20 protein-coding genes and 1 pseudogene are annotated in these 22,165 nt (G+C 68.5%); 7 read left to right on the top strand and 14 right to left on the bottom strand.

The window, feature by feature from the left end:
- Positions 1-4: 4 nt before the first annotated feature.
- From IMZ11_RS07600 to IMZ11_RS07575, 6 genes are all read right to left on the bottom strand, one after another.
- Complete coding sequence (locus IMZ11_RS07600; protein WP_228638971.1) at positions 5-1,396, bottom strand: aminopeptidase P family protein; 1,392 nt, start codon at positions 1,394-1,396, stop codon at positions 5-7.
- 94 nt (positions 1,397-1,490) lie between these two features.
- Positions 1,491-2,753: an ABC transporter substrate-binding protein gene (locus IMZ11_RS07595; RefSeq protein WP_228638969.1), complete on the bottom strand. Its 1,263-nt coding sequence runs from the start codon at positions 2,751-2,753 to the stop codon at positions 1,491-1,493.
- Positions 2,754-2,797: 44 nt separating this feature from the next.
- A complete protein-coding gene (locus tag IMZ11_RS07590; RefSeq protein ID WP_228638967.1) occupies positions 2,798-3,937 on the bottom strand; it encodes a branched-chain amino acid ABC transporter permease in 1,140 nt (379 codons plus the stop codon).
- Complete coding sequence (locus IMZ11_RS07585) at positions 3,930-4,820, bottom strand: branched-chain amino acid ABC transporter permease (RefSeq protein WP_228638965.1); 891 nt, start codon at positions 4,818-4,820, stop codon at positions 3,930-3,932. The genes IMZ11_RS07590 and IMZ11_RS07585 overlap by 8 nt, the downstream gene beginning before the upstream one ends.
- Positions 4,817-5,740, bottom strand: coding sequence for an ABC transporter ATP-binding protein (locus tag IMZ11_RS07580; protein ID WP_228638964.1), 924 nt, complete (start codon positions 5,738-5,740; stop codon positions 4,817-4,819). The genes IMZ11_RS07585 and IMZ11_RS07580 overlap by 4 nt, the downstream gene beginning before the upstream one ends.
- The gene (locus IMZ11_RS07575; RefSeq protein ID WP_228638962.1) at positions 5,737-6,585 is read right to left on the bottom strand and encodes an ABC transporter ATP-binding protein; all 849 of its coding nucleotides are present in this window, start codon (positions 6,583-6,585) and stop codon (positions 5,737-5,739) included. The genes IMZ11_RS07580 and IMZ11_RS07575 overlap by 4 nt, the downstream gene beginning before the upstream one ends.
- Positions 6,586-6,771: 186 nt before the next feature.
- On the opposite strand from IMZ11_RS07575, the gene IMZ11_RS07570 reads away from it, so the two are divergent.
- Both IMZ11_RS07570 and IMZ11_RS07565 read left to right on the top strand, forming a co-directional pair.
- Positions 6,772-7,971: a CdaR family transcriptional regulator gene (locus tag IMZ11_RS07570; protein ID WP_228638960.1), complete on the top strand. Its 1,200-nt coding sequence runs from the start codon at positions 6,772-6,774 to the stop codon at positions 7,969-7,971.
- Between the two features lie 91 nt (positions 7,972-8,062).
- On the top strand, positions 8,063-8,491 hold the full coding sequence (locus tag IMZ11_RS07565) for a CBS domain-containing protein (RefSeq protein ID WP_228638958.1): 429 nt from the start codon (positions 8,063-8,065) through the stop codon (positions 8,489-8,491).
- 101 nt (positions 8,492-8,592) lie between these two features.
- Here the strand turns inward: IMZ11_RS07565 and IMZ11_RS07560 are convergent, their stop codons facing one another.
- The gene (locus tag IMZ11_RS07560) at positions 8,593-11,934 is read right to left on the bottom strand and encodes a S8 family serine peptidase (protein ID WP_228638956.1); all 3,342 of its coding nucleotides are present in this window, start codon (positions 11,932-11,934) and stop codon (positions 8,593-8,595) included.
- 242 nt (positions 11,935-12,176) lie between these two features.
- On the opposite strand from IMZ11_RS07560, the gene IMZ11_RS07555 reads away from it, so the two are divergent.
- Complete coding sequence (locus IMZ11_RS07555) at positions 12,177-12,431, top strand: Smr/MutS family protein (RefSeq protein ID WP_228638954.1); 255 nt, start codon at positions 12,177-12,179, stop codon at positions 12,429-12,431.
- A 136-nt stretch (positions 12,432-12,567) separates the two neighbouring features.
- Here IMZ11_RS07555 and IMZ11_RS07550 read toward each other — a convergent pair whose 3' ends face one another.
- On the bottom strand, positions 12,568-12,816 hold the full coding sequence (locus IMZ11_RS07550) for a transposase (RefSeq protein WP_374462248.1): 249 nt from the start codon (positions 12,814-12,816) through the stop codon (positions 12,568-12,570).
- 737 nt (positions 12,817-13,553) lie between these two features.
- Between IMZ11_RS07550 and IMZ11_RS07545 the strand changes: the two genes are divergently transcribed.
- A complete protein-coding gene (locus IMZ11_RS07545) occupies positions 13,554-13,808 on the top strand; it encodes a hypothetical protein (protein WP_228638952.1) in 255 nt (84 codons plus the stop codon).
- 111 nt (positions 13,809-13,919) lie between these two features.
- Here the strand turns inward: IMZ11_RS07545 and IMZ11_RS07540 are convergent.
- From IMZ11_RS07540 to IMZ11_RS07530, 3 genes and pseudogenes are all read right to left on the bottom strand, one after another.
- Positions 13,920-14,603: pseudogene (locus tag IMZ11_RS07540) on the bottom strand (helix-turn-helix domain-containing protein); the annotation flags it as partial.
- Between the two features lie 70 nt (positions 14,604-14,673).
- Positions 14,674-15,576, bottom strand: a complete 903-nt coding sequence (locus IMZ11_RS07535; RefSeq protein WP_228638950.1) for an alpha/beta fold hydrolase — start codon at positions 15,574-15,576, stop codon at positions 14,674-14,676.
- Positions 15,573-16,271 carry a TetR/AcrR family transcriptional regulator gene (locus tag IMZ11_RS07530; RefSeq protein WP_228638948.1) on the bottom strand — a complete coding sequence of 233 codons (699 nt, stop codon included), beginning with the start codon at positions 16,269-16,271 and terminating at the stop codon, positions 15,573-15,575. Before IMZ11_RS07530 ends, IMZ11_RS07535 begins: the two co-directional genes overlap by 4 nt.
- A 221-nt stretch (positions 16,272-16,492) precedes the next feature.
- Here IMZ11_RS07530 and IMZ11_RS07525 point away from each other — a divergent pair, with 221 nt between their 5' ends.
- Positions 16,493-16,873, top strand: a complete 381-nt coding sequence (locus tag IMZ11_RS07525; protein ID WP_228638946.1) for a hypothetical protein — start codon at positions 16,493-16,495, stop codon at positions 16,871-16,873.
- Positions 16,874-17,107: 234 nt separating this feature from the next.
- On the opposite strand, the gene IMZ11_RS07520 is transcribed toward IMZ11_RS07525, so the two are convergent.
- A complete protein-coding gene (locus IMZ11_RS07520; protein WP_228638944.1) occupies positions 17,108-17,707 on the bottom strand; it encodes an SMI1/KNR4 family protein in 600 nt (199 codons plus the stop codon).
- Positions 17,708-18,365: 658 nt separating this feature from the next.
- Between IMZ11_RS07520 and IMZ11_RS07515 the strand changes: the two genes are divergently transcribed.
- Positions 18,366-18,998 (top strand): hypothetical protein, encoded by a 633-nt coding sequence (locus tag IMZ11_RS07515; RefSeq protein WP_228638942.1) that lies wholly within the window; start codon positions 18,366-18,368, stop codon positions 18,996-18,998.
- A 164-nt stretch (positions 18,999-19,162) separates the two neighbouring features.
- Here the strand turns inward: IMZ11_RS07515 and IMZ11_RS07510 are convergent, their stop codons facing one another.
- Complete coding sequence (locus IMZ11_RS07510; protein WP_228638940.1) at positions 19,163-19,612, bottom strand: hypothetical protein; 450 nt, start codon at positions 19,610-19,612, stop codon at positions 19,163-19,165.
- Positions 19,613-20,297: 685 nt separating this feature from the next.
- The gene (locus IMZ11_RS07505; RefSeq protein WP_228638938.1) at positions 20,298-20,573 is read right to left on the bottom strand and encodes a hypothetical protein; all 276 of its coding nucleotides are present in this window, start codon (positions 20,571-20,573) and stop codon (positions 20,298-20,300) included.
- 710 nt (positions 20,574-21,283) lie between these two features.
- Here IMZ11_RS07505 and IMZ11_RS07500 point away from each other — a divergent pair.
- Positions 21,284-22,111, top strand: a complete 828-nt coding sequence (locus IMZ11_RS07500) for a hypothetical protein (protein ID WP_228638936.1) — start codon at positions 21,284-21,286, stop codon at positions 22,109-22,111.
- Positions 22,112-22,165 lie beyond the last annotated feature (54 nt).

The following is a 22,165-nucleotide window of genomic DNA, read 5'->3' as shown; positions in this document are numbered from 1 at the left end:
TGGCTCAGCCGAGCAGCTCCGCCATCCACTCCTCGATCGCGTCGGGGTGCCTGGGCAGTCCATCGGACATGAGGCGCGCGCCGTCGGCGGTGATGACGAGGTCGTCCTCGATGCGCACCCCGATGCCGCGCAGCTCCGGCGGCAGGGTGAGGTCGTCGGGCTGGAGGTAGAGGCCGGGCTCCACGGTCAGCACCTGGCCCTCTTCGAGTACGCCGTCGAGATAGGCGTCCGCGCGCGCGGCGGCGCAGTCGTGCACGTCGAGGCCGAGCATGTGCCCGCTGCTGCAGAGCGTGTAGCGGCGATGGAGCCCGCTGTCGACGTCGGGGTCGGCCAGGACGCCCCAGTCGTGCAGACCCTCGGCGATCACGGTCATCGCCGCCCGGTGGAAGTCGCGGAACCGCGCGCCCGGCCGGAGCGTGGCGATCGCCGCGTCCTGTGCCGCCAGGACGAGCTCGTACACCTGCCGCTGCAACGGGCTGAACCGGCCGGACAGTGGCAGCGTGCGGGTGATGTCGGCGGTGTAGAGGTTGTCGCTCTCGACGCCCGCGTCCATGAGCAGCAGCTCATCGGGGTTCAGCCGCCCGTCGTTGCGGATCCAGTGGAGCACGCAGGCGTGCGCGCCCGAGGCCACGATCGACTGGTAGCCGACCGCGTTGCCCTCCAGCCGGGAGCGCAGCCCGAAGACCCCTTCGGCGTACCGCTCGCCGCGCGGGTGGGCGATCGCGGCGGGCAGCGCGCGGACCACGTCCTCGAAGCCGCGGGCGGTGGCGTCCACCGCGTGCTGCAGTTCCGCGATCTCCCACTCGTCCTTGACGAGCCGCATCTGCGACAGGAACTGGGCGAACTCGCCGTCGCCGTCCTGCGGGGACACCAGGGCGTCGACCGAGGCGTCCACCCCGCGCAGCACCCGGGCGGGCCCGCCGAGCGCGTCGGCCAGCCGGTCGATGTGGACGCACTCGATCTGGTAGAGCTGCTCCGCCTCGGCCAGGTCGGGGCGGCGGCCCACCCAGAACTCGCCGTACCGACGGTCGCGGTAGAACTCCTGCCCCTCCGAGCGGGGCGAGCGCGGGCGCAGGAAGAGCCGGGCCGCTCCGGAGGGGTCGACGACCAGGACGTCGTCCGGCTGCTGGGCGCCCGTGAGGTACGCGAACGCGCTGTGCGTCCGGAACCTGTAGTCGTCGTCGTTGCTGCGGACCTTGAGCGTGCCGGAGGGGATGACCAGCCGCTCCCCGGGGAAGCGCGCGGCGAGCGCGGCGCGCCGCTTGGCGGTGTACGCGGCGAGCGGCAGCGGCTCCACGTCCGACCGGCTGGTGTCGGCCCAGCCGGTCGTCATGAACTGCGCGAGGGCCTCGGTGATCGGAAGGTCGTGGCTTCCGGTGTTGAGCGTGTCCGTCATCGTGTGTCTCCGGCGGCGGTAATAGTGGTATTTCACACATTACTGCTTCGGTGCCCGAGTATCACCAGCGTACGCCCTGGACGGTAGTGACAGGTCAGCCCACGGGGACGGGATACTCCTCGGCCAGACCGGAGACCGCCGCCTCTTTGTAGATCACCGCGCCGCCGACCGCCTCCTTGTCCGGCTTGACGATGTACGTGGCGCGGGTGGCGGGCCTGTCGATCAGGGAGAAGTCCATCGTGGTGCCGTAGCCGCCGTCCCAGGTGCCCCTGGCGCGGTGGGCGGTCAGGATGCCCTCCCTGGTCAGGTCCTTGGCCTCGCACGCCTTCTTCAGCGCCTCGCCGACGATGGCCGCCGCCGGGTAGCCCGCGGAGACTCCGCTGTCCAGGGCCTCCCCGGGATACTTCGCCTGGTACTCGGAGACGAGCTTGCGCATGGCGGGCAGCGGCGCGCTGATCGGCGCCCCTCCGGTCGCGACGTAGAAGTCCTTGAGCAGCGCGGGAGCCGCGGGGGTCGCCAGCAGTTGCGGGGAGTAGGCCGAGTTGCTGCCCAGGAACGGCACGTCCATCCCCTTGGCGAGCGCCACCCCGACCAGGGACGCCGCCTGCCGCGGGCCGACGGAGACCAGCACCGCCTTGACGCCCGCGGCCTTGAACGCGGCGACCTGGGCGCTCATGTCCTGGTCGGTCGGCTTGATCTTCTGCTCGACCACGGTCAGGCCGAGCTTCTTCGCGGCGTACACCGAGCCGTTGAGGGCGCTCTCGCCGTAGTCGCCCTCGAAGTACAGGTGGCCGATCTTGTCGCCCGCCGCGAGGCCCTTCTCCTTGACCAGGAAGTCCACGCCGTTGATCATGTCGATGTCGTACGTGGTGCCGGTGACCTGGACGGCCCTGGCGCCCAGCAGGTTGGTGGACCACGCCATGGGAATGGTCAGCAGCTTGTCGGTCTCGATGCGCGACTTGAGCGCCATCACCATCGGGGAGCCGATGAAGTGCGCGATCGCCGCCGACTTCGGCGCGATCTCGGTGTAGGCCGTGACCGCCTTCTGCGGGTCGTAGCCGTGGTCGCGTACGACCAGCTCGACCTTCCGGCCGCAGACCCCGCCCGCCGCGTTGAGCTGCTCGAAGTAGAGCTGCTGCGCCTGGGTGAGGGTCTTGCCGAACGACGCGTACGGGCCGGTCATGTCGGTCATGACGCCGACGGTGATCGTATCGGCGGTGACGCCGGGGCCGGTCGTGACGCCGTCGCCGCCGGCGGCCGAGGGTGCCGCGCCGCCGGTCGCCTTCTCGCTCGCGCAGGAGGTGACGGCCAGGGCGAGGATCGCCGCGGCCGCGACCGTGGACCTGAGGTTGCGCATGGGTCAGCTCCTTGTCGTTTCGGGTCATTTCGGGTCGGTTCGGGTCAGGTTGTTTCGGGCGACGTCGATTCGGGTGACGTCGTTTCGGGGGATGAGGGGGAGAATCGCCGCCGGGCGGACCCCGGAGAGAACCACCGGTGGCCGACGGAACGCGTACGGGAGGCCAGGCCCGCGAGGCCGCCGGGCAGGAAGAGGACGACGGCCACCACGGCCACGCCGTACAGGAGGCGGGCGGCCTCGGCGGGGGACAGCCCGCCCGTGCCGGGCTCGGACACCAGCGGCAGGGCGTCGCTGTACCGCGTCAGCACCTGGGGCAGGAGGGAGACGAACACCGCGCCGGCCACCGCTCCCGCGACCGAACCCAGGCCGCCGATCACGATCATCGCGAGATAGTCGAGGGACAGCAGCATGCCGAAGTACTCCGGCACGGTGCGCTGGAAGGCCAGCGCGAGCAGCACCCCGGCCAGGCCGGCGTACATCGATGACAGCAGGAACACGCCCGCGCGGTAACGCGCCACCGGCACGCCCATGACTCCGGCCGCGATCTCGTGGTCGCGGATGGTGTTCATGGCACGGCCCGGCCGTCCCCGCAGCACGCCCCTGGCGAACAGGGCCGCGCCCGCCAGTACGGCGAGGCTGAGGAACCACAGCCGCTCCAGCGCGCCGAACGGCACCCGCAGCACCACCAGTCCCGGCGAGTCGGCGAAGGCGAAGCCGAACAGCTCCAGCGGCGGCACGGCCCGGCCGTTGTAGCCGCCGGTGACCGGTGTCGCGTTGAACAGCACGTGCTGGCCGAAGAAGATCAGCGCGAGGGTGGCGATGCCGAGGTACTGGCCCTTGAGCCTGCCGCCGATGGGGCTGAGCAGACCGCCCGCGACCCCGGCCGCGAGGACCGCGAGCACGGCCGCCGCCGGCGTCGGCAGTCCGAGGCCGCCCAGCTCGCCCTCGGGTTCCGAGCCGAAGTAGACGTACGCGTACGCGCCGACCGCGAGGAAGAAGGCGTGCCCGAGCGACAATTGCCCGGTCGCGCCCGTCAGCAGGTTGAGGCCGATCGCGCCGACCGCGGCCGACATCGCGAACAGCCCGGCCTGCAGCCAGAAACCGTCCAGATAGAACGGCACGGCGAACGCGGCGGCGACGGCCGCGAGGCCCGTCAGGATTCTGAGGATCACGGTCCTAGACACGGGCGGGCTCCCTCGTGCCGAACAGCCCGGCGGGCCGGACGAGCAGGACGGCCAGCATCACCACGAACGGCGCGACGTCCCCGACGCCCCGGCCGAGGAAGGCGAGCTGGTTCTGGTAGCCGTTCATCAGCGCCTCCGTCAGGCCGACGATCAGCCCACCGGCCAGCGCGCCGGTGGTGGAGTCCAACCCGCCGAGGATCGCCGCCGGGAACGCCTTCATCGCGGCCAGACCGGTGCCGCGGTCCAGGCCGGGAGTGGGGAAGACGCACAGGAACAGCGCCGCCACCGCCGCCAGCGCCCCGGCGACCGCCCACGCGCTCAGCGAGACCCGGCCGAGCCGGACCCCCATGAGCGCCGCGGTCTCCGCGTCCTCGGCGGTGGCGCGCATCGTCACGCCCCATGCGGTGTACTTGAACGCCAGCAGGAACGCGGTGATCAGGGCGGCGGCGACGGCCAGCGCCACCAGGCGGGTCTCGGCGATCGACACCTCCCCGACGCGTAGCACCCGGTCACGCCAGGGGTCGCCCAGGGCCAGCACCTCGGTGCCGATCCGCCGGGTCAGCTCCGTGGTGAGCACGATGTCCACGCCGATCGTCACGATCGCGAGCACGCTCCGCACGGCCACGTTCGCCCGGCGGATCACCAGGAACTCCACCAGCGCGCCGACCAGGGCCGCGGTGGCGATCCCGGCGAGCAGCGCGAGCCAGAAGCCGAGCACCTCGTGCAGCCGGGCGATCACGTAGCCGCCGGCCAGGAGCAGCGACGCGTGCGCGAAGTTCACCACCTCGGTCGCCTTGAAGATGACGACGAAGCCGAGCGCGATGAGCGCGTAGACCGCGCCGACCGAGATCCCGTTGACCAGGAGCTCCAGAAAGGTGATCACGCGCTCTCCCTGCCGCCCGCGACACCCGGCGCCGTTCCCGTCGCCCCGTCCCTCGGCCTGTCTCGTCCGGTCTCTCGTGCTGCCTCTCGTGCTGTCCCTCGCGCCGCGTCTTCCGCGGGGTTCCGCGCGGCCGCGCCGAGATAGGCGCGGACGACCTCGGGGTCGTCCTGGACCCGCTCGGGAGGCCCGGTCGCGATGCGCCGCCCGAAGTCCAGGACGGTCACCGTGTCGGCCAGGCGCATGACCATCCCCATGTCGTGCTCGACCAGCAGGATCGAGATGCCGAGGCTCTCCCGGACCGCGACGATCAGTCCCGCCATGTCCCGGCGCTCGCCGCCGTTCATCCCCGCCACCGGCTCGTCGAGCAGCAGCAGGCGCGGCTCCACGCAGAGCGCGCGGGCCAGCTCCACCCGCTTGCGTACGCCGTACGGCAGGAGCCCGACGGGGCAGTCGAGCAGGTCGGCCAGCCCGGCGAAGGCGGCGATCTCGGCGACCCGGCCGGAATGCCTGGCGGCCTCCCCGCGGGCCGAGGGCAGCCGGAGCCCCGCCGCGACGAAACCGGCGCGGGTCAGCCGGTGCCGCCCGAGCATGAGGTTGTCGCGCACCGACAGGTGCGGGGAGAGCGCGATGTTCTGGAAGGTCCGCGCGATGCCGAGCGCGGCGACGCGGTGCGGGGGCAGGCCGGTCAGCTCGGCGTCGCCGAACCGGACGCTGCCCGAGGTCGCGCGGTAGACGCCCGACAGCACGTTGAAGCAGGTCGACTTGCCGGCGCCGTTGGGCCCGATGAGCGCGTGCACGCTGCCTGGCTGCACGGTGAAGCCGACGCCGTCGAGCGCGGTCAGCCCCGAGAACCGGACGGTGACGTCCCTGACCTCCAGGACGGGCGGCGCCGTACCGTCCGGTTGGTATGTTCCAGTCACGCCGACCACCTCGTCAGCGTTCGGCGTTCGGCGGGGGCGTCCGGAGTTCCCTGAGCGCTCGTGCCGCCGTCCGCGTCCGGGCCGATCCCCAGGTAGCGCCGCCGTACCTCGTCGTCACCCGCGAGGTCGCGCGCGGCGCCGGAGAGCGCCACCTCGCCGACCTCCAGGACGTACGCGTGCGAGGCCAGCGCGAGCGCGGTCGCGACGTTCTGCTCCACCAGCAGCACCGAGGTGCCCTGCGCGTTGATCTCCTGGATGGTCTCGGCGATCCTGGCCGCCATGATCGGCGCGAGGCCCAGGGTGGGCTCGTCGAGCAGGAGCAGTCGGGGCGCGGCCATCAGCGCCCGGCCGATGGCGAGCATCTGCTGCTCGCCTCCGGACATCAGCCCGGCCCGCTGCCGCGACCGCTCGGCCAGGATCGGGAAGAGCCCGAGCACCCGCTCGCGCGCCCGGGTGTTCGCCCCGCGGTCGCGCACACTGAGCGCGCCCGCCCGCAGGTTCTCCTCGACCGTCATCCTGGCGAAGATCCGCCGCCCCTCGGGCACCTGTACGACGCCGCGGGCCACCACGCCGGAGGGCTCGACCCCCGAGATCCGCTCGCCGTCGAACGTGACGTCGCCCGAGGCGATCCCGCCCCGGTGGAACCGCAGCGTGCCCGAGATCGCGCGGAGCAGCGTGGACTTGCCCGCGCCGTTGCCGCCGAGCACCGCGACGACGGCGCCGCGCGGTACGCGGAGCGAGATCCCGCGCAACGCCGCGACGGGGCCGTAACCCACCGCCAGATCCCTGACCGTCAACCCCGAGTCCCCGGTGGCGCCGGGGGACCCGGGGGCGTGGACATTCATGTATTCGCCTCCTGGGACGCCGATGAACGAACACAACCGAGGCGTCCCACCCGCGTCCAGAGCCCGGGGCGAAGTCGGGGCGCGCGCCCACGGCGGGAGGGGGGCGGTTGTGCACGAGCACAACGCCGTGTCACGAAAGAGAACAGAACCTTGTTCCGGTAGGTGTGCTCTTGGCACGATGGCGCGATGGGTAGCGGTAGCGCGGCCGCCGACGAGATCGGCAGGATCATGCGCCTGGCCGCGGGCGTGCTGCTCGACCGGCTTCCCGACCTCGCCGACGAGCTCGTGGGCAAGATGCGCGACGCGGACGAGGCGTACCGGCGGATGGTGCCCACCGACGACCACTGGCAGAGCGTCCACGACGCCATGCGCACCGGCATCGGCGCCATCCTGCTCCCGCCGGGGGAGCGCCGAGACGTCGCCCAGGCCGAGTGGACCGCCCGGCGCCGCGCCGAGCAGGGACTCCCGATCGACTCGCTGCTGCGGAGCTACCAGATGTCGGCGCAGGTGGTGTGGAACGCCCTGATCGACGTCGTCGCGGACAAGGAGCCGGAGAGCCTGCCCGTGCTGATCCGTGGCGCCACCCGGGTCTGGCACGCCATCGACCGGCAGGCCGTCGCCGCCGCCGAGACGTACCGCAGACGCGAGGCGGAGATGTTCGGCCGCACCGCCGAGCGGATCCAGTCCCTGCTCGACGCGCTGATCGAGGACCGCGCCGACGCCTCGCTCGCGCGTAGCGCCGCGGCCGCGCTCGACCTGCCGGAGCTCGGCCGCTACGCGGTCGTCATCACCCGGCTGCCCGGCCGTCACGACCACGGCGACTCCGCGACCCGGCCCACGACACTGGGCCCGATCCGGCTGTTGTGGCGGATGCGGCCCGACTACGAGGTCGCGGTCGCCCTGCTGCGCGACGCGGAGATGGAGGAGCTGGCCCGGGGGCTGCGCCCGCACGTCACCCGCCCGGCCGGGATCAGCCCGGTCGTCGAGGGACTGGCCGAACTGGGCCGGGCGCGCAGGCTCGCCGAGCTGGCGCTGCGTACCTGCGCGGGCGACGGGCCGGAGATCGCGCATCTGGAGGACCGGCTGCCCGCCGCGCTCGTCGTGAGCCAGCCCGAACTGGCCGGCCACCTCAGCGGCGCCGTGCTGCGGCCCGTCCTCGCCCTCGACCCCGCCGACCGCGAGGTGCTGCTCAGTACGCTGGAGGCGTGGCTTCGCTGCGAGGGCTCGGCGATGCGCGCCGCCGGGCGGCTCTACTGCCACCGGAACACGGTCTTCAACCGGATCAGGCGGATCGAGCAGCTCACCGGGCGGTCACTGGCCCGGCCGCTGGACGTCGTGGAACTCGCCCTCGCCCTGGACGCCGTACGGCTGCTGCCCGTCACCTGAGCCGCGCACGTGGGCGCCGCGCGCTTAGGTGGAACGCGGAGAGGGCAATGTTCAGGGAAAACCGAGCCGGGGCCGAGTCGAGGTGGTGTCGATGCTGATCAGAACGATTCTGCGGGGCAAGGGAACGGACGTGGCGACGGTGGCGCCGGACGCCACGGTCACCGAACTGCTCGCCGTGCTGGCGGAGCGGAACATCGGAGCCGTGGTCGTCTCGGAGGACGGTGCGACCATCACCGGCATCGTCTCCGAACGCGACGTCGTGCGCCGGTTGGCCGACCGCGGCGCCGCCGTCCTGGACCTCCCGGTCTCCGCGATCATGACGTCCGAGGTGCACACGTGCACACCGGAGGCGAATGTGGACGAGTTGCGCCGCACGATGACCAACCACCGGGTACGGCACGTCCCCGTGCTGCGTGAGGGCCGTCTCGCCGGCATCGTCAGCATCGGCGACGTGGTCAAGAGCACCATCGAGGAACTGGAGACGGAGAACGAGGCCCTGGTCGGATACATCCACAGCTGAACGATCGTCTTCCACGCGGGAAGGGGCCCGGCGGCGGACGCCGGGCCCCTCCTCGTCTCAACCTCTCTCGCGATCCGTCTCCGGATCGCTCGCCGGACCGCTCACTGGACTGTGATCTTGTCCACCTCCACGGTGATGCCGCGCACCTGCGGGGTCGACGTCGCCGTCGTCACCGTCCCGGTTCCGGTGGACGTGCCCTTGACCGTGAACGAGTAGGTCAGGGTTCCACCGGGCGCGCCGGGGGTGCTCGTGATCCGGTAGTCCTGCGTCGGAGGACCGGTGATCTGGCTGCCGGCGTTGCCGTCGGAGTTCTCCGCGCCCACGGTCAGGCCGTAGTCGTCACCCGGGTAGGGCGGCAGCGCGGTCGGGTTGTAGGCGAAGCTGATGTCCTCCGTGCCGTTGAGCCCGATCCACTGCTGGAAGACCTTCATGGCGCTGTCGCCGTACAGGTGGACGTGCCATTCGATGACGAGCCACCGGTTGACGCCGTCCGTCAGCGATCCCGCGTACACACCCGGCGCCCCGCCGCCGTCGAGGTCGGTCCAGTACGGCGCGAGCACGCCGTTGGGCGGTGTCGTGTCGGGAAGCGTCTGCGGGGCGAACTGGATGTCCGCCGAGCCGTTCGTACCTCCCGCGACCGTGTAGCCGTTGGACACGACTCCGAGCCGCGTGTACGTCTTGCCCGCGTAGACGAAGGCCGGGACGGTGAAGTTGATCGCCTCCTCGTCGCCGATCGGTGTGGGCGCGATGCCGAAGTTCGCCAGCGAGAGCCAGCCGCCCGCGGGGTTCGTTCCGGGCGCGATGCCCGGCTTGTCGGGCTGCCGTGCCGCCAGGGTGGTCTTCGCCGTGACGAGCCGGTTTCCGGTCTGCGTGGCGCCGGTGACCCCGGTGACGCTCAGCTTGGTGTTCAGCGTGCTGAGCGCGGTGACCTCGGCGTTCTCCAGGGTGTTGTTCTGTACCGACACCGTGCAGGTGGACGTGCCGGTGTTCTTCGCGATGGTGTCGGGCGAGCAGGTCTGGTCGATCGGGACCGCGCCCTCCTTGCGGTAGAACGCCACCGGCAGGTGCTGTGCCCGGTTGCCGTTGACCTGCTTGAGGTTCACCTGGCCGAAGTACTGCCCGTCGGGCAGGTCCGGCGCGGTGATGACGATGGTGATCTGCACGCTCTTGCCCGGTTTGACGGTGAACAGCGGCGGGAGCACCGCGATGTTCGCCCCGCTGACGGTGGTGCCGGTCGCGGTGTAGACCAGGTTCTTGTTCGTCGTGTTCACGAGCGTGCGCTTCGCGGTGATCACGCCCGGCATGGTCGGCGCGTTCACCGAGGGCAGGTTCAGGTCGATCCGGCCCATCGGGTCGGTCGCCGATGCCGCGTAGTTCGCCGCGGTCTCGTCCAGGGTCAGGGCGGCGTCACCGGCCTTCGACAGGTCGACGCGCCCGCCGCCGTAGTCGAACGGGTCGGCGGGCGTGGTGCGGTCCTGCTTGGTGACCTTCGTCGTGGCCGTCGTCTCCAGCGCCGACTTGATCTGGCCCGGTGTCCAGTCCGGGTGCAGCGCCGCCATGAGCGCGCCGGCGCCCGCCACGTGCGGCGACGACATCGACGTCCCCGCGATCGCCTGGAACAGGTTGCCGGGCGGGCCCTCGAGCTCCGACTCCGGGGTCGGGGTCGTGCCGGCGAGGATGTGCAGGCCGGGCGCGGTCACGTCCGGCTTGAGGAAGTCGCCTCCGGGGCCGCGCGAGGAGAACGTCGTGATCGCGTCGCCCTGCCACGTCGCCTTCTCACCCTGGGTGAAGCTCGCCGTCGCGCCCGGGTGGGCACTCAGGAAGCCCAGCAGGGCGTCGGTCTCCGGCTTGTCGATGTGGACCGTCGGCACCCAGTGGTTGTCCGTCATGACGTCCAGCGCGGACGAGTTGTAGAGGATCATCCCGGCGGCGCCGCCCTTTTTGACCTGGGCGCTCTTCAGCACCCGGTTCGGGCCGCGTTCACAGGCGACGATCTTCCCGGTGAACAGCCCGGCGGGCGGCGTGCCGACGCACAACGCGTCGTTGTACGGCGGAGCCGAGGCCAGCACGATCGGCAGCGGCGTCGCCGCGCCCGCGGTGACCGACGCCCCCTTGATCGTGGCGGTCGCGCCACCGCCGGAAAGGGTGATCGTCGACTGGAAGGTCCGCGACTGGGTCGAGGCGGCCACGGTCGTCACCCACGGGCTGCGGTGGTCGGTCGTACCCGCGCCCGGTCCGGCGTTGCCCGCCGAGGCGGACACGAACACACCCGCCGCGTACGCGTCGAGGAACGCCAGCTCCACCGGGTCGCTGTACGGATCGGACCCGCCCGAGATCGAGAAGTTGATCACGCGGACGCCGTCCGCGATGGCCTGGGCGACCGCGGCGGCCGAGTCGGACTGGTAGCACCCTTCGGCGCCGCAGACCTTGTAGACGGCCACGTGGGCGGCCGGTGCGATGCCGTGGATCGCGCCGCGGTCGATGCCGAGCGGGTTCGCGTGCTCGACCGGGCCGCCGGCCGAGGTGGTCGCCGTGTGCGTCCCGTGCCCGTTGGAGTCGCGGGCGCTGTCGCCGTACATCTCACCGCCCACCAGGGCGTTGTACGTGGCGAGGAAGGGCTGGCCGGAGATCAGCTTGTTGTTGCAGGCGAAGACGTCGGCCGCCGGGGTCAGCGGGTTGTCCCCGAAGTTGCAGGTACGCGGAGTGCCGTCGGCCTTGGCCGGGGGCGTGGGCAGGGTGCCCGGGTCGGCGAACGACGGGTGCTCGGGCCAGGCGCCCGAGTCGAGGATGCCGACGATGACGCCCTTGCCGGACGAGCTCGATCCGCCGAGCTGGTTGTATATCGTGTCGGCCCCCATGAAGGAGGCGCTGGAGTCGGTGAGGGGCTGCTCCCTCTTGTCCTCCTGCACGGCCGCGACCCCGGGGAGCTTCAGCAACTCGGCGGCCTTCTCACCGGGCAGGGTGAGCGCCACGCCGCCGTACACCGTGCGGAGCTTCTGGCCCACCTTGGCGCCGGGAACCTTCTTGGCCAGTTCGCCGAGGAACGCGTTCTCGATCCCCTCGATGTGCTTGGCGTACTTGGCGGCGTCGGCGCTCTTCACGTCGAGGGACTTGCCGGTGACCGCGGGGCTGGTCCCGGGCAGGCCCGGCAGGTCGCCCCGGTACGCCGCGAGGGAGTCGTAGTCCAGCTTCACGACGACGTTCACCGGCGCCGCGGATCTCGATTTCAGCAGTGTGGGGTCGCTCTCGGCCAGCCGGCCGCTTGAGGACTTGGCGCCCTGGACCCGTTCACCGTCGGTGAGAGCGGTGGCGGACCATGAGGCGGTGGAACCGGGGGTGGGCTCCGCCGTCGCGGACGCCGCGGGGATCGTCGCCGCGACGAGGGCGAGACCGCCCGCGACGGCGGTCATGCGTAAGTAGGTGGACGGGGTCTTCCTTGACACGAACACCTCCATGGGGGCACTGCGGGGGACGCCGCCCGCAGCGTGAGGTGTCGTGCCGCCCTGAAGACACGGGAAGGTGCACGACCCTCCCCCGTTGGGCGACGAGTGAACGCCCACCTCCAGGAGGTGGGCGCACCTGACTCGGAGTCTAATCAGCGATCAAATTCGCGTATAGATCGCTATTTATGCTGACTTTATGTGGCTCTGTTGGGTGGAAGTTGACAAGCTCTACACTCGATCACGTGAAGCTCAAGCTTGATCTCCATGACATCTACAACAACAGCCGCGAGATCGACCGCGCGCTGAACGGGATCATCCGGGAGGCCGTGCGCGTCAAGGCCACCCAGGTCGAGATCATTCCGGGTAAGGGCTCCGGCCAGCTCAAGAAGAAGGTCCTCCGCTTCCTCGAGCAGAAGGAGATCAAGGCCCTCTACCACCGCATCGACAAGGACGCGAAGAACCACGGCCGCCTCTTCGTCTACTTCCAGTGGAAGTGAGCGCACGGCACGCCCGCCAGGCGTAAGACTCACCTCGGCGTGCCCGCGGGCACGACCAGGACACACGCCGACTCCTCGTTCGCCTGGGAGAAGAACGCGTCCATAGCCCTTCGGGTACGGTCCGCGGCATCGGGCATCAAGTGCGTGTACGTCCGCAGCGTGGATCCCGGATCTCCGTGCCCCAGGGTCGGGTGCGGTAGCCGTTGCGGGAGTCGGTCCGCTCGCCGCTGCGTTCGCGGTAGGAGGCGCCGCACAGGCTGTCGGCCTCGGCCGACATCAACGCCTCGGCCATGGTCTTCACCATGGATCGCAACAGATCCGGGTCGTCGGTCTCGATCTGCTTCGCCAGCCAGTCGGCATGGTTCACACCGTTGTTCGCGGCCATCGCTCTTTCCTTCGATCTTGACTTTGCAATCACGAAGGATCACGCGGTGGCCGTCTTCATTTCACGACGCCACGCCTCTACCAGCGGAAACTCTTACACCACTTCCGTGGACGCAACCCGGGCCGCCGGCATGGTTAGCGGCCCCCGCCAGCGCTCCACTACTACAGCTACCGCGCCCGGCCGCGCCGGTTGACGGCGATGACGGACCCTGTGGCGAGAAGTGGTGTCGGCTGCCAGCATGGGTGTGTGGCTGCGCAGTGTATCCATGAGATGGCGGTAGAGACATGTGGGCTCTGCCGGCCCAGACCGGGGCAGATAGATCTCCATGGCTCGGGCGGAGGCCACGGCGTCACCTCCGCCTTCGAGGACGAAATCGTGAGAGTGGAGTACATCGAGGGCGACGCCTACGGGCTGGTCCCATCAGATGGCGAGGTCTATTGCCAAGGGTCCGGCGATGTTCTTCACCACCGCGCTGAGTGTTCGTCGCTGGCGGGCACGTCGGCCGAGCGTCTTATGCGGTATCAGGACCGCGACGGCATGACCTGGTGGAATCTCATACAGGGCATCCCGTGGCATCAAGGACGGGGGATTGCACGCCGACGCGAGCGTGCTCGAGAACTTGGCCTCCTGAATGCTGAGGGCAAGCCAGTCAGCTCAACCTGCACTGAGTGTGTCTTGCGGCCCCGTGCTGCTGATCGGACACGTTAGGTCTTGGCGAGCAACCGCCAGATCAACACGTGGGATCGCTGGCCGACCTGGAAGAGGCAGGGTCGAACGAGACTGAGCGCCGGTTCCACCGGGCGATGGTCGAGATCTATCAGACCGCCATGCGGGATCTCGGGTACAACGCGACTCGCTTCATCCAGATGGTCTCAGAGCGCGGGGGTCTCGGCACCGCGCGGCAACTCTTGTGGAGTGACCAGATTTCGGATGGTTTCGAGACCCTTCGGAGCCATGTCGCCTTGACCTTACTGGGGAAGCACATGTCCTGAAGGAAGAGTTCGCAGAGCTCTTCACTGATGCAGACAAGCAACGCGCGCGGGACAGGCTGGACCTGCTTCGGTGAGCCGCCTCCGAGGGCACATCTAGGTGTACTGATCGGGCTCGATGGTGACGCCGCGCTGGGCGAACCAGTCGACGGCTCGGTGCAGCACGCCGGCGGCGGTGATGGCGGTTTCGTCGTCGTGGACCTCGGTGTACGCGAAGCGGGAGTAGTCGTCGAGGACGGTGTGGACGTAGGCGTAGCCGAGCTTTGGGCCGCCGTACTGGTTGCGTGGCTTGTCGGGGGTGCCGGCTCGGTTGCGGTCGCCTTGGCGGCGGCCGACGTAGCGCCAGCCGCCGCCGTTGGGGATGTTCCCGAGCTTCTTCACGTCGACGTGTACGAGCGATTCGGGGTGTGGGTGCTCGTAGCGTCGGATCGGTTCGCCCGTGGCGCGGTCCACGTGCGACAGCCGGTTGAGCCGCGCCGCGGCGAGGATGCGGTGGACGGTCGATGGCGCGATCCCGAGCCGCACGGCGAGCTGAACGGGCCCTTCCCGCAACCGCATTCGCAAGCTCACGCACCGCTTCGACACAGCCTCGGACGTCTTGTTCGGCGACGACTTCGGCCGGGACGAGCGGTCATGCATGGGCTCGCCAGCCAGGTAGCGGTCGACCCACCGCTTCACGGTCGGCCACGACACCTGGAACCGAGCGGCGACCTCACTGACCGGCCAACCGTCCTCGACGACGAGGCGAGCCACCTTCAGGCGGTGGCGCGGGGTCAGGGCTGCGTTTGGGTGGGGCATGGCGTCCCTTCGGTAGGTCGAGGGGCCCGCCAAGGGTGGCGGACCCCTCGGTGCGGTGATGCGGGTGCGATCAGTGGTTCCGCGCGCTCGGGCGCGTCGCAAGGGTGGTGATGAAGGTGGCGATCTCGTCGGGGTTCTCTTCGGCCATGAAGTGCCCGGATGCGGTCGGCTGGTAGGTCAGGTCCGGCGCCCAGGCCCGCCACAGCGATGCGGCGTCGAAGCCAAGCTGGGAGCCCCAGTCCTGCGAGATGACGCCAACCGGCATCGCGAGCTGCGCACCACGCTCACGGTTGGCTCGATCCATCTCGAGATCGATGCTCGCGGTGGCCCGGTAGTCGGCCACGATGGAGTCGATCGCGGCGACCGAGCTGTCGATGTAGTAGGCGCGCTCCTCATGGGTGAAAGTCGTGCCGCTGGGGTCCCATGCGTCCAGAAAGGAGCCGAAGAACTCCGGAGCGACTGCGCGGATCATCTTCTCGGGAAGCCCGATGGGCTGGGCCATCAGGTACAGGTGCCAGGCGACCTTGGCGTCGACTCCCTGCAGAACGGCCCACGTGTCGAGGGTGGGCAGGACGTCGAGGATCCCCAGGTAGTCCACGACGGCAGGGTGGTCCAAGCCTGCGCGGACGGCGACCAGTGCACCGCGGTCGTGCCCGACGAGCCCGAAGTGGTCCACGCCGAGGACGGACGCGACCGTCACGATGTCCTGAGCCATCGTGCGCTTGGAGTACGTGGCGGGGTCACTCCCGTCCGGCTTGTCGCTGTCGCCGTATCCGCGCAGGTCAGGGACGATAACCGTGTGGTCGTCGGCGAGCCGCGCCGCGACGTGGCACCACATGTAGTGGGTCTGCGGGAACCCATGCAGGAGGACCACGGCCGGCCCGCTCCCGCCGACGGCGACGTTGAGGTTGACGCCGTTGGTGCCGGGGATGGTCCGGTAGTCGAAGCCGCTGATCATCAGTCGGGTGGTCATGCGTTCTCCTTCGCCTCAGGCGCGGCGGTCTCATGGGCGGTGGGGGCCGGGTGGCCGGAGAAGATCCCGGCGGGCAGGGCGGACCGCCCACACGATGCCTTCAGGGCTGGGATGACGATGGTGTCGACGAGTGCGGACAGGTACTCCTCGTCGACTACGAGGTCGTTGACCCGTCGTAGCAGGAGGGCGGCACCGACCACCTCCTCGAATGCGAAAGGATCCGCGCCGTCGGGCAGCTCGCCGCGTGCGATCGCGGCGTCGATGACCTGTTGCGGCAGCCGAGCTCCTGTCGGGCCGACGGCGTTCTCGATGGCCTCGCACAGGTCCGGGTCCTCCAGACCCGCCTGCAAGAGCAGCATCGCGGTCTGACTGTCCGCAGCGCGCATGGTCTGGTCCAGGCGCCGACACAGGCTCAACACGTCCCCGCGCAGGGTGCCCGTGTCGATCGGCTCGCCGGCCTCGCGCTGTGCGGGCCCAGCCTTGACTGCAGCGATCACCATCTCCCGCTTGGACCCCCACCGTCGATACAGGCTCGCCTTGGATGTCTGGCACCGTCGGGCGACCTCCTCGAAGGACACCCCCTCGTAACCGGACTCCGCCAGCACCTCCAGTACGACAGCAGTGATCCGCTGATCCAGAGCTGCATCACGGGGACGGCCGCGCGCCGCCCCCTCAACACCATTTCGATACGTCACGCCCCGTATCGTAATACACAGGGCTGAACTCCATCAATCAACGTCTCCGGTCAGTACATCTAGGGCACACGCGCGTAAGAAGCGCTGTGAAACGACGAGGGACACTGCACAGCTAAAAGGCAGATCAGAAGCATGGCAGTGACATAGTCGCAGACCGCAAGCTCAGCGAGCTTACTTCCAGTGGAAGTGACTGTACGGCGCGCGGCTATACGGTGATCCACATGGATCCGCACTATCTGGCCGATGCCCGCCACATCTGGACGACCTATGTACCGCGGCGAGGACAGGCGGACACTGTACAGGGCGAGTTGCTTCGGGCAGTAGAGAAGCTCCGTGATGAGGCGCAGCGCAACGGCAATGTCAACTGGGACGAGCACCACGAGCGGCTCCTGGCCTATCTACGGACGAGACTCACCGCATCCAGGCTCTTCGATACGGCGACCTCTGCGATGCTGGTCGTAGATCTGGACCGCGTGGCCGACTACCAGCACCCGCTTACCGAGGACGCCCCTTTCGATCGCGTCGCCTGCCGCGTGGTGGACTGGTATCGCGCACATCCGGAGCCGGTACCGCACGAGCAAGATCCGCATCTCCAGCGTTGAATGGTTCCCGATTTAACCAGTCGGCGGCGCGGCCACCTGCAGCTCAGGATTCGAAGGCGCGGCCGGCCGGGGCACATTAGGGGCACACGCGCTCGGAAAACGCTGGCAAGCGATGACAACGAACAGAAGCGTTTTCGCAGGTCGACAGCGCTTCACCGCAGGTAGGAAGCGTGCGGAATTTGAACCCGGCGTACAGGCCGACTTATCCGCTCTATCGCTGCCCGAGCGCAGAAGTTAGTGCTGGAGGCTTCGAGCCCATCGGATGTACCAGTCGAGGAAGGGCACCGGTTCCGTCCATCCACTGTGTGGGAAGCCCCAGCGATCGTGCATGAGCCAGGGGGCGGATGGCCACCAGTACATTTTCTCGGCCCAACCCATCTCCGTCATCCACACTGTGCCAGCGAGGTCGCCGTTCATCGCCAGCATGCTGATCCACGTGCAGCCGTGGCCACAGAGGAACATGGTCCCTGGCATCGGCTTGTCGAACCTGAGGATGGGCTTGGTGCCCTCGGCCGCGAGCTGTGGCAGGCGGGACACGTCGGCGCGACTGATCGGGAAAGAAGCCGACAGGGAGACTGCGGCTTCCGGTTCCTCCGCGAACATTCGCTGCTCGCGCAGAGTCTCGTCGATGATCCACTCCAGATTGAGTACCGGGCCAGGCCGGAGGCCGGGTCCGAACTGGAGGAGGAACGAGCGGAGCTCCTCGGGCAGAGGCGCCCCCACGGTGCCTTCGAGTGCCTGTACTTCTTCCTCGGACAGGGCCGCGATACCCGACAGGTTGGTGAGTTGGGCGAGTTCGTCGCCCAGCTGGGCCAAGCTGACCTCTGATCGCATGCATCCTCCTCGCGCGCTACCGATGGAGTTTCAGTCAGGTTGGTGCGGCAGCGCATACAGTGAAGTGGTCTACACGCGGCGCAGGCATTGGACCGGGCTTGCTGTGCAGCAGCCGGGTACAGCAACGTCGCCTTACACGAGCACATCCCACCGGCCCTGAACTACCGATCGAACAGGGCGAAAAGCTCTCTACGTCGTGACTGGCCCCCGTTTGCAAGCAGGTAGTCACGGCTGATGCGCCAGCAGGGGCCCAGCATGCGCAGACCGCAAGCTCGGCGATCTTACTTCCAGTGGAAGTGACCGTACGGCACGCGGGGTCTTCCGGCTGCCCGGCTACGCCAAGGGAAAGTTGCGCGGGCCGCGCGCTGTCGAGCGTGTGGCCGGACTCCATGGCATGCGGTGCGGAAAGCCAGTCACAATCTCGGACAGAATGATCAGCGAACGGCAGATCGGGCTACCTGCGTCCATGGAAGAGGAAGCCGCCCCGCCCTCATTGGCCGACCTACGGGCCGAAGCCGTCCGCGAAGGAGGGGACATGACCGTCAGCGAGATCTGCCGGTGTTTCGATCAGCACAGAGTTCGTTCACCACACGTGGTGCGATTCCATGCCGAGCGTCAGGACACTACGTCTTCTGGGTGGCGACATCTACTTGAGCTTGTGGACGAAGCGGCGGCCGACGGCCGAGAGGTGTTCCGGCCGCTCGTTGAGCTCAGCCCGGCCGAACGGCGGCAGATCATCACCCTGCCGCCGGCCATCGCCAAGCTCACCGAGGTCAAACACCTGATGCTCTACGGCAGCAACCTGGTGCGGATCCCACCGGAGATCGGTGCGATGACCAACCTGGAGGAGTTCACCCCCTACACCTCGCATCGCTTGCACTGGTTCCCCTATGAGCTGACCAGGTGCCGACGACTGAAGGCCGGCACGGTCAGCACCCGTTCGCTGTACGGCAACGTCAAGATTCGACCGCCCTTTCCTCCGCTCCAGCCGGGTAGAGCGCCGATCCGGGACCTCGACATCAGCGACCTCGACCCCGAGGTATGGGGCACCGATGTGATCCGGGCATGTAGCGTCTGCGACCGGCCGATCGTCGAAGCCGGGCTCTACCAAGTGTGGATCTCCTCGCGGGTCGGCACCGACACGTTGCCTCTCTTGGTCAACGCCTGCTCGCCGGCCTGCGTCGACACCCTGCCCGCTCCTTCACACGGCTACCTGCCCACACCGCACCCCGGTCGCGCACAGTCAAGCGCCCCGCACCCTGGCGAAGGGTGGCGGGGCGCTCTGCTGTAGATCAGCAGGCCGGCTCCTATGGCAGCTGGCAGGTTCGTTCGCGGTCCTCCACTGGACGGCAAGAGACCGCTTCGTGGACCTTCAGGTTATGCGGATCGATACGCGTCGCTCCGCCGTTCCTCCTGCTGGTCTTTGATTGTGGTGACGGCGCAAGGCGCCGGTTTTCAGCCGCCGTTGACGCCGACGAGCTGGGCGAGGACGTCGGCCGGGATCTCGAAGCCCCGGTTCTCCCTGACCTCACGCTCCCGCCGCTGCTCCGGCTGGCTGATCCGGATGTTGTTGATCACGTGCTGGCGCTGGCGCTGGTGCTGGCGCTGCTCCTCGCGCTGGTGCTGACGGTTGCGGTTGTGGTTGCGGTTCCAGTTGCGGTTGTGGTTGCTGCTGACGCCACAGCTGGTGCAGCCGACCGCCGGCGCCACCGCGACCGGCTTCGCCACTACGACCGGCTTCGCCACCGGCTTCGCCACCGGGGCCGCCGGGGGGATGTAGCCGCCGGTCTGGATGACGGCGGCGCTCGCCGCAGTGACGGTGGTAGCGGCGCCCAGCGCGACCGCCCCACCGGTCAACGCGGCGCTCACGGCGAGCAGCCCGACGAGACTCTTGAACTTTGACATAGCGATTCTCCCCCGAAAAGGAATCGATTCCTCTAGACGCTCGGACATCTCCGCCATCCATGCCGAAGAATGCCCCGGATAACCCCCGATGGGGCCATTTCCGCATCGTGTGGATCTCCGGAACCGTGAGACGACAAACACCGCCATACCGTTCTTAGGCAGGTCTTGTCGTGTCATTGATCAGCAGGGGCCGGATCGCGGTCTGATCGTGATCTGGCCGGAGGGCGCACAGTGAGAGTCCTCGTGAGGAGTTTCCTTTCAGGCCCGGTATGCCTTGGCCACGCACGCGGGTCTGGTCGGCCGGCTGTCCGCTCTGCGTGTGGCCCGCTCCGAACGCAGCCGCCCGGAAATCTTCTGCTGGGCCTTGGCCGGACGGACGCGCATCACGTCCGCCGTCGGCGATCGTGGTATCGGTGGACCACACTGGCCATGCTGGCCCACGCCGTCCTTGTCGCGGTGGCCGCCTGCGAGCGAGCCAGGCGGCCACCGCGGTCTCCGAACCGGCTCCACTGACTCTGGGCGAGATCAGGGCCTGCTCGTTCGGCTGCTCACCAGGACTGATCGGACCGCGGCCGATGTGCTGAGCTGGTCCCGCCGGCGACGAGGCCATCAAGCCCGTGCCCGGATCAGCCACTACCGGTGACAGGCCGTTGACGAGGCATGATCAGGATCTACGGCTGGAGTACTAGCCGAGGTACTGGTGCAGGTCGTTCAGGTTGTTGCTCGGGTTGTAGGTGCAGTAGTACCGGAAGCCGAGGATGTTTTGCGACCTTTTGTAAGCCTCGGAGACGCAGGTGTTGCAGTTGCTGTAGCTCTTGATGAACCTGCTGGGTGGCGTTGCCTGCGTCGGCAGACGACAGGTGTTCGCGGCGAATGCCGGCGCCGGCGCGACGACGAGCGGGACCACGAACGCCGACGCGCACAGAGCTGCCGCCGCGAAGGCTTTCCTCGTCAGTGCCATGAATCCTCCTAGCAAGCGGTGATCACAGATTCTTCTTTCTCCGGGAGATGCTCAGGCGCGAGCACGGGATGCGACAACCTGGAAGCTTTCAGGGTCGGCCGGAAACGCATTTCGCAATCGGCTATCGACCGGCCGGCGAGTGCGGGCGCGGCCCGCTCATCGTCGGCCTCGTGTTCGTCGCGCTCCCCGCCATCGCTACTGCCGTACCCGAGATCGCCAGATGGCTGCGCCGAAAGAGGCGGCGGTGAGCCCGCTCCTCGACGATTCGGATCCGTGCGCCGGCCGGTGCGAGGACCGCCGCCGAGCCGTTCACGGAGAAGAGATAGGCGCGGGGAATCGTGGAAAGTCGACCGTTCTGGTGGCCAGTAAATTTCCTGTTATCAACCGATATTGCCACTTTTCAAACACGCTCTTATGTGCGAGTGGACAGTATTTCTGTGTCGGTGGCGAAAGCAGAGTCAGATGGTAATGGGGGTGGCGTGACGGTCGCATGACAGGCAGGATGAGGTAAGCGCTCGCAGTGCACATCTGGTCTTATCTCCCGAAGCGTCGTACGCCGGCAGGTCGGTTTTTCCCTGACCGATCGTCCACGGCGTATGAGGGAGCGAGGAAACGAGAGAGCGAGGAGCATGCTGCGCACATTCCGAAGGATCGCCGGACCCCTGGCCTTGGTCTGCTCGGCCGGCCTCGTAACAGTCGGAGCCTCGCCCGTGGCGGCGGCCAGCCTCGATTACAAGGAAAACTGCGCGGATTTGGTCGCGGAAGCGAGGGCGTTACGCGAGAAGATCCGCGTGCACAACGCTAATCCGCCTGCACAATCCAACGCGGGAGCCGTCGCCGCGTACAACGCCGAAGCGAGGGCTCTCAATGCCCAAAAAGGCCCGGTCGCCGCCCGGCTGCGGGCCTGTGCCGAGGCGTTTTTCCAGATGAAAGTCAACCATCCGCTGTCGACGGTTGTCACCCCCAGCAAGGACAAGCTCAGCAAGATCGCAACAGCGGCAGGGAAGTTGACCCTCGCACAGAAGCGAGCAGGTAGCCGATGGAATCCGGAAACCTATGACTTCCTCAAGTACGGGCCGGGAAAGCCGGGCATGACCACGCGATCGGACAGAAAACCGGTACCGCTTCCGTCGTCCATCAAGGCGGTCTATAAGGCGCTCGATGAAACTCGGCCCGACATACCCCGGACCTCGTACCTGCAAGGCATGCGGGCTCCCGCAATCGGGTCCGCCGACCCCGCATACCCCGGTCGGACGATTAATGGTGTGGCGTTCGATCACATCATTCCATTGAGGCGTCTGGTCACATTTCGTGACTTCCTGAAGCTCACCCCGCGGAACATGTATCTCGTCGCCAACTCTCCCGCTAATTCACAGTGGCTCTCCCGCGCGGCGAACAGCTCGAAGCAGTCCGGAAGCTCCTACTTCGTTTCGGGTGCGTCCCCCGCATGGTTGCAGGCGCAGGCGAAGCTCAGGGAGAAAGCCACGAAGGAAGTGCAGGAACTCATCGCCGCGCTCCTCAAGAGCCAGGGAGCCTGAACCGATGGACCCCCAGATGGACCCCCAGATGGAGCCCCCAGGCCCACCCTTCCC

Source organism: Microtetraspora sp. AC03309 (assembly GCF_020826795.1).
Lineage (GTDB): Bacteria > Actinomycetota > Actinomycetes > Streptosporangiales > Streptosporangiaceae > Microtetraspora > Microtetraspora glauca.
Note: the sequence above shows the minus strand (reverse complement) of the source record. Positions and strands in the feature narration are given on the sequence as shown.

Coding starts and splice junctions, on each gene's coding strand:
- IMZ11_RS07600 (WP_228638971.1), bottom strand. CDS start 1,396: ATGACGGACACGCTCAACACCGGAAGCCACGACCTTCCGATCACCGAG.
- IMZ11_RS07595 (WP_228638969.1), bottom strand. CDS start 2,753: ATGCGCAACCTCAGGTCCACGGTCGCGGCCGCGGCGATCCTCGCCCTG.
- IMZ11_RS07575 (WP_228638962.1), bottom strand. CDS start 6,585: ATGAATGTCCACGCCCCCGGGTCCCCCGGCGCCACCGGGGACTCGGGG.
- IMZ11_RS07570 (WP_228638960.1), top strand. CDS start 6,772: ATGGGTAGCGGTAGCGCGGCCGCCGACGAGATCGGCAGGATCATGCGC.
- IMZ11_RS07565 (WP_228638958.1), top strand. CDS start 8,063: ATGCTGATCAGAACGATTCTGCGGGGCAAGGGAACGGACGTGGCGACG.
- IMZ11_RS07550 (WP_374462248.1), bottom strand. CDS start 12,816: ATGGCCGCGAACAACGGTGTGAACCATGCCGACTGGCTGGCGAAGCAG.
- IMZ11_RS07535 (WP_228638950.1), bottom strand. CDS start 15,576: ATGACCACCCGACTGATGATCAGCGGCTTCGACTACCGGACCATCCCC.
- IMZ11_RS07525 (WP_228638946.1), top strand. CDS start 16,493: ATGGATCCGCACTATCTGGCCGATGCCCGCCACATCTGGACGACCTAT.
- IMZ11_RS07520 (WP_228638944.1), bottom strand. CDS start 17,707: ATGCGATCAGAGGTCAGCTTGGCCCAGCTGGGCGACGAACTCGCCCAA.
- IMZ11_RS07510 (WP_228638940.1), bottom strand. CDS start 19,612: ATGTCAAAGTTCAAGAGTCTCGTCGGGCTGCTCGCCGTGAGCGCCGCG.
- IMZ11_RS07505 (WP_228638938.1), bottom strand. CDS start 20,573: ATGGCACTGACGAGGAAAGCCTTCGCGGCGGCAGCTCTGTGCGCGTCG.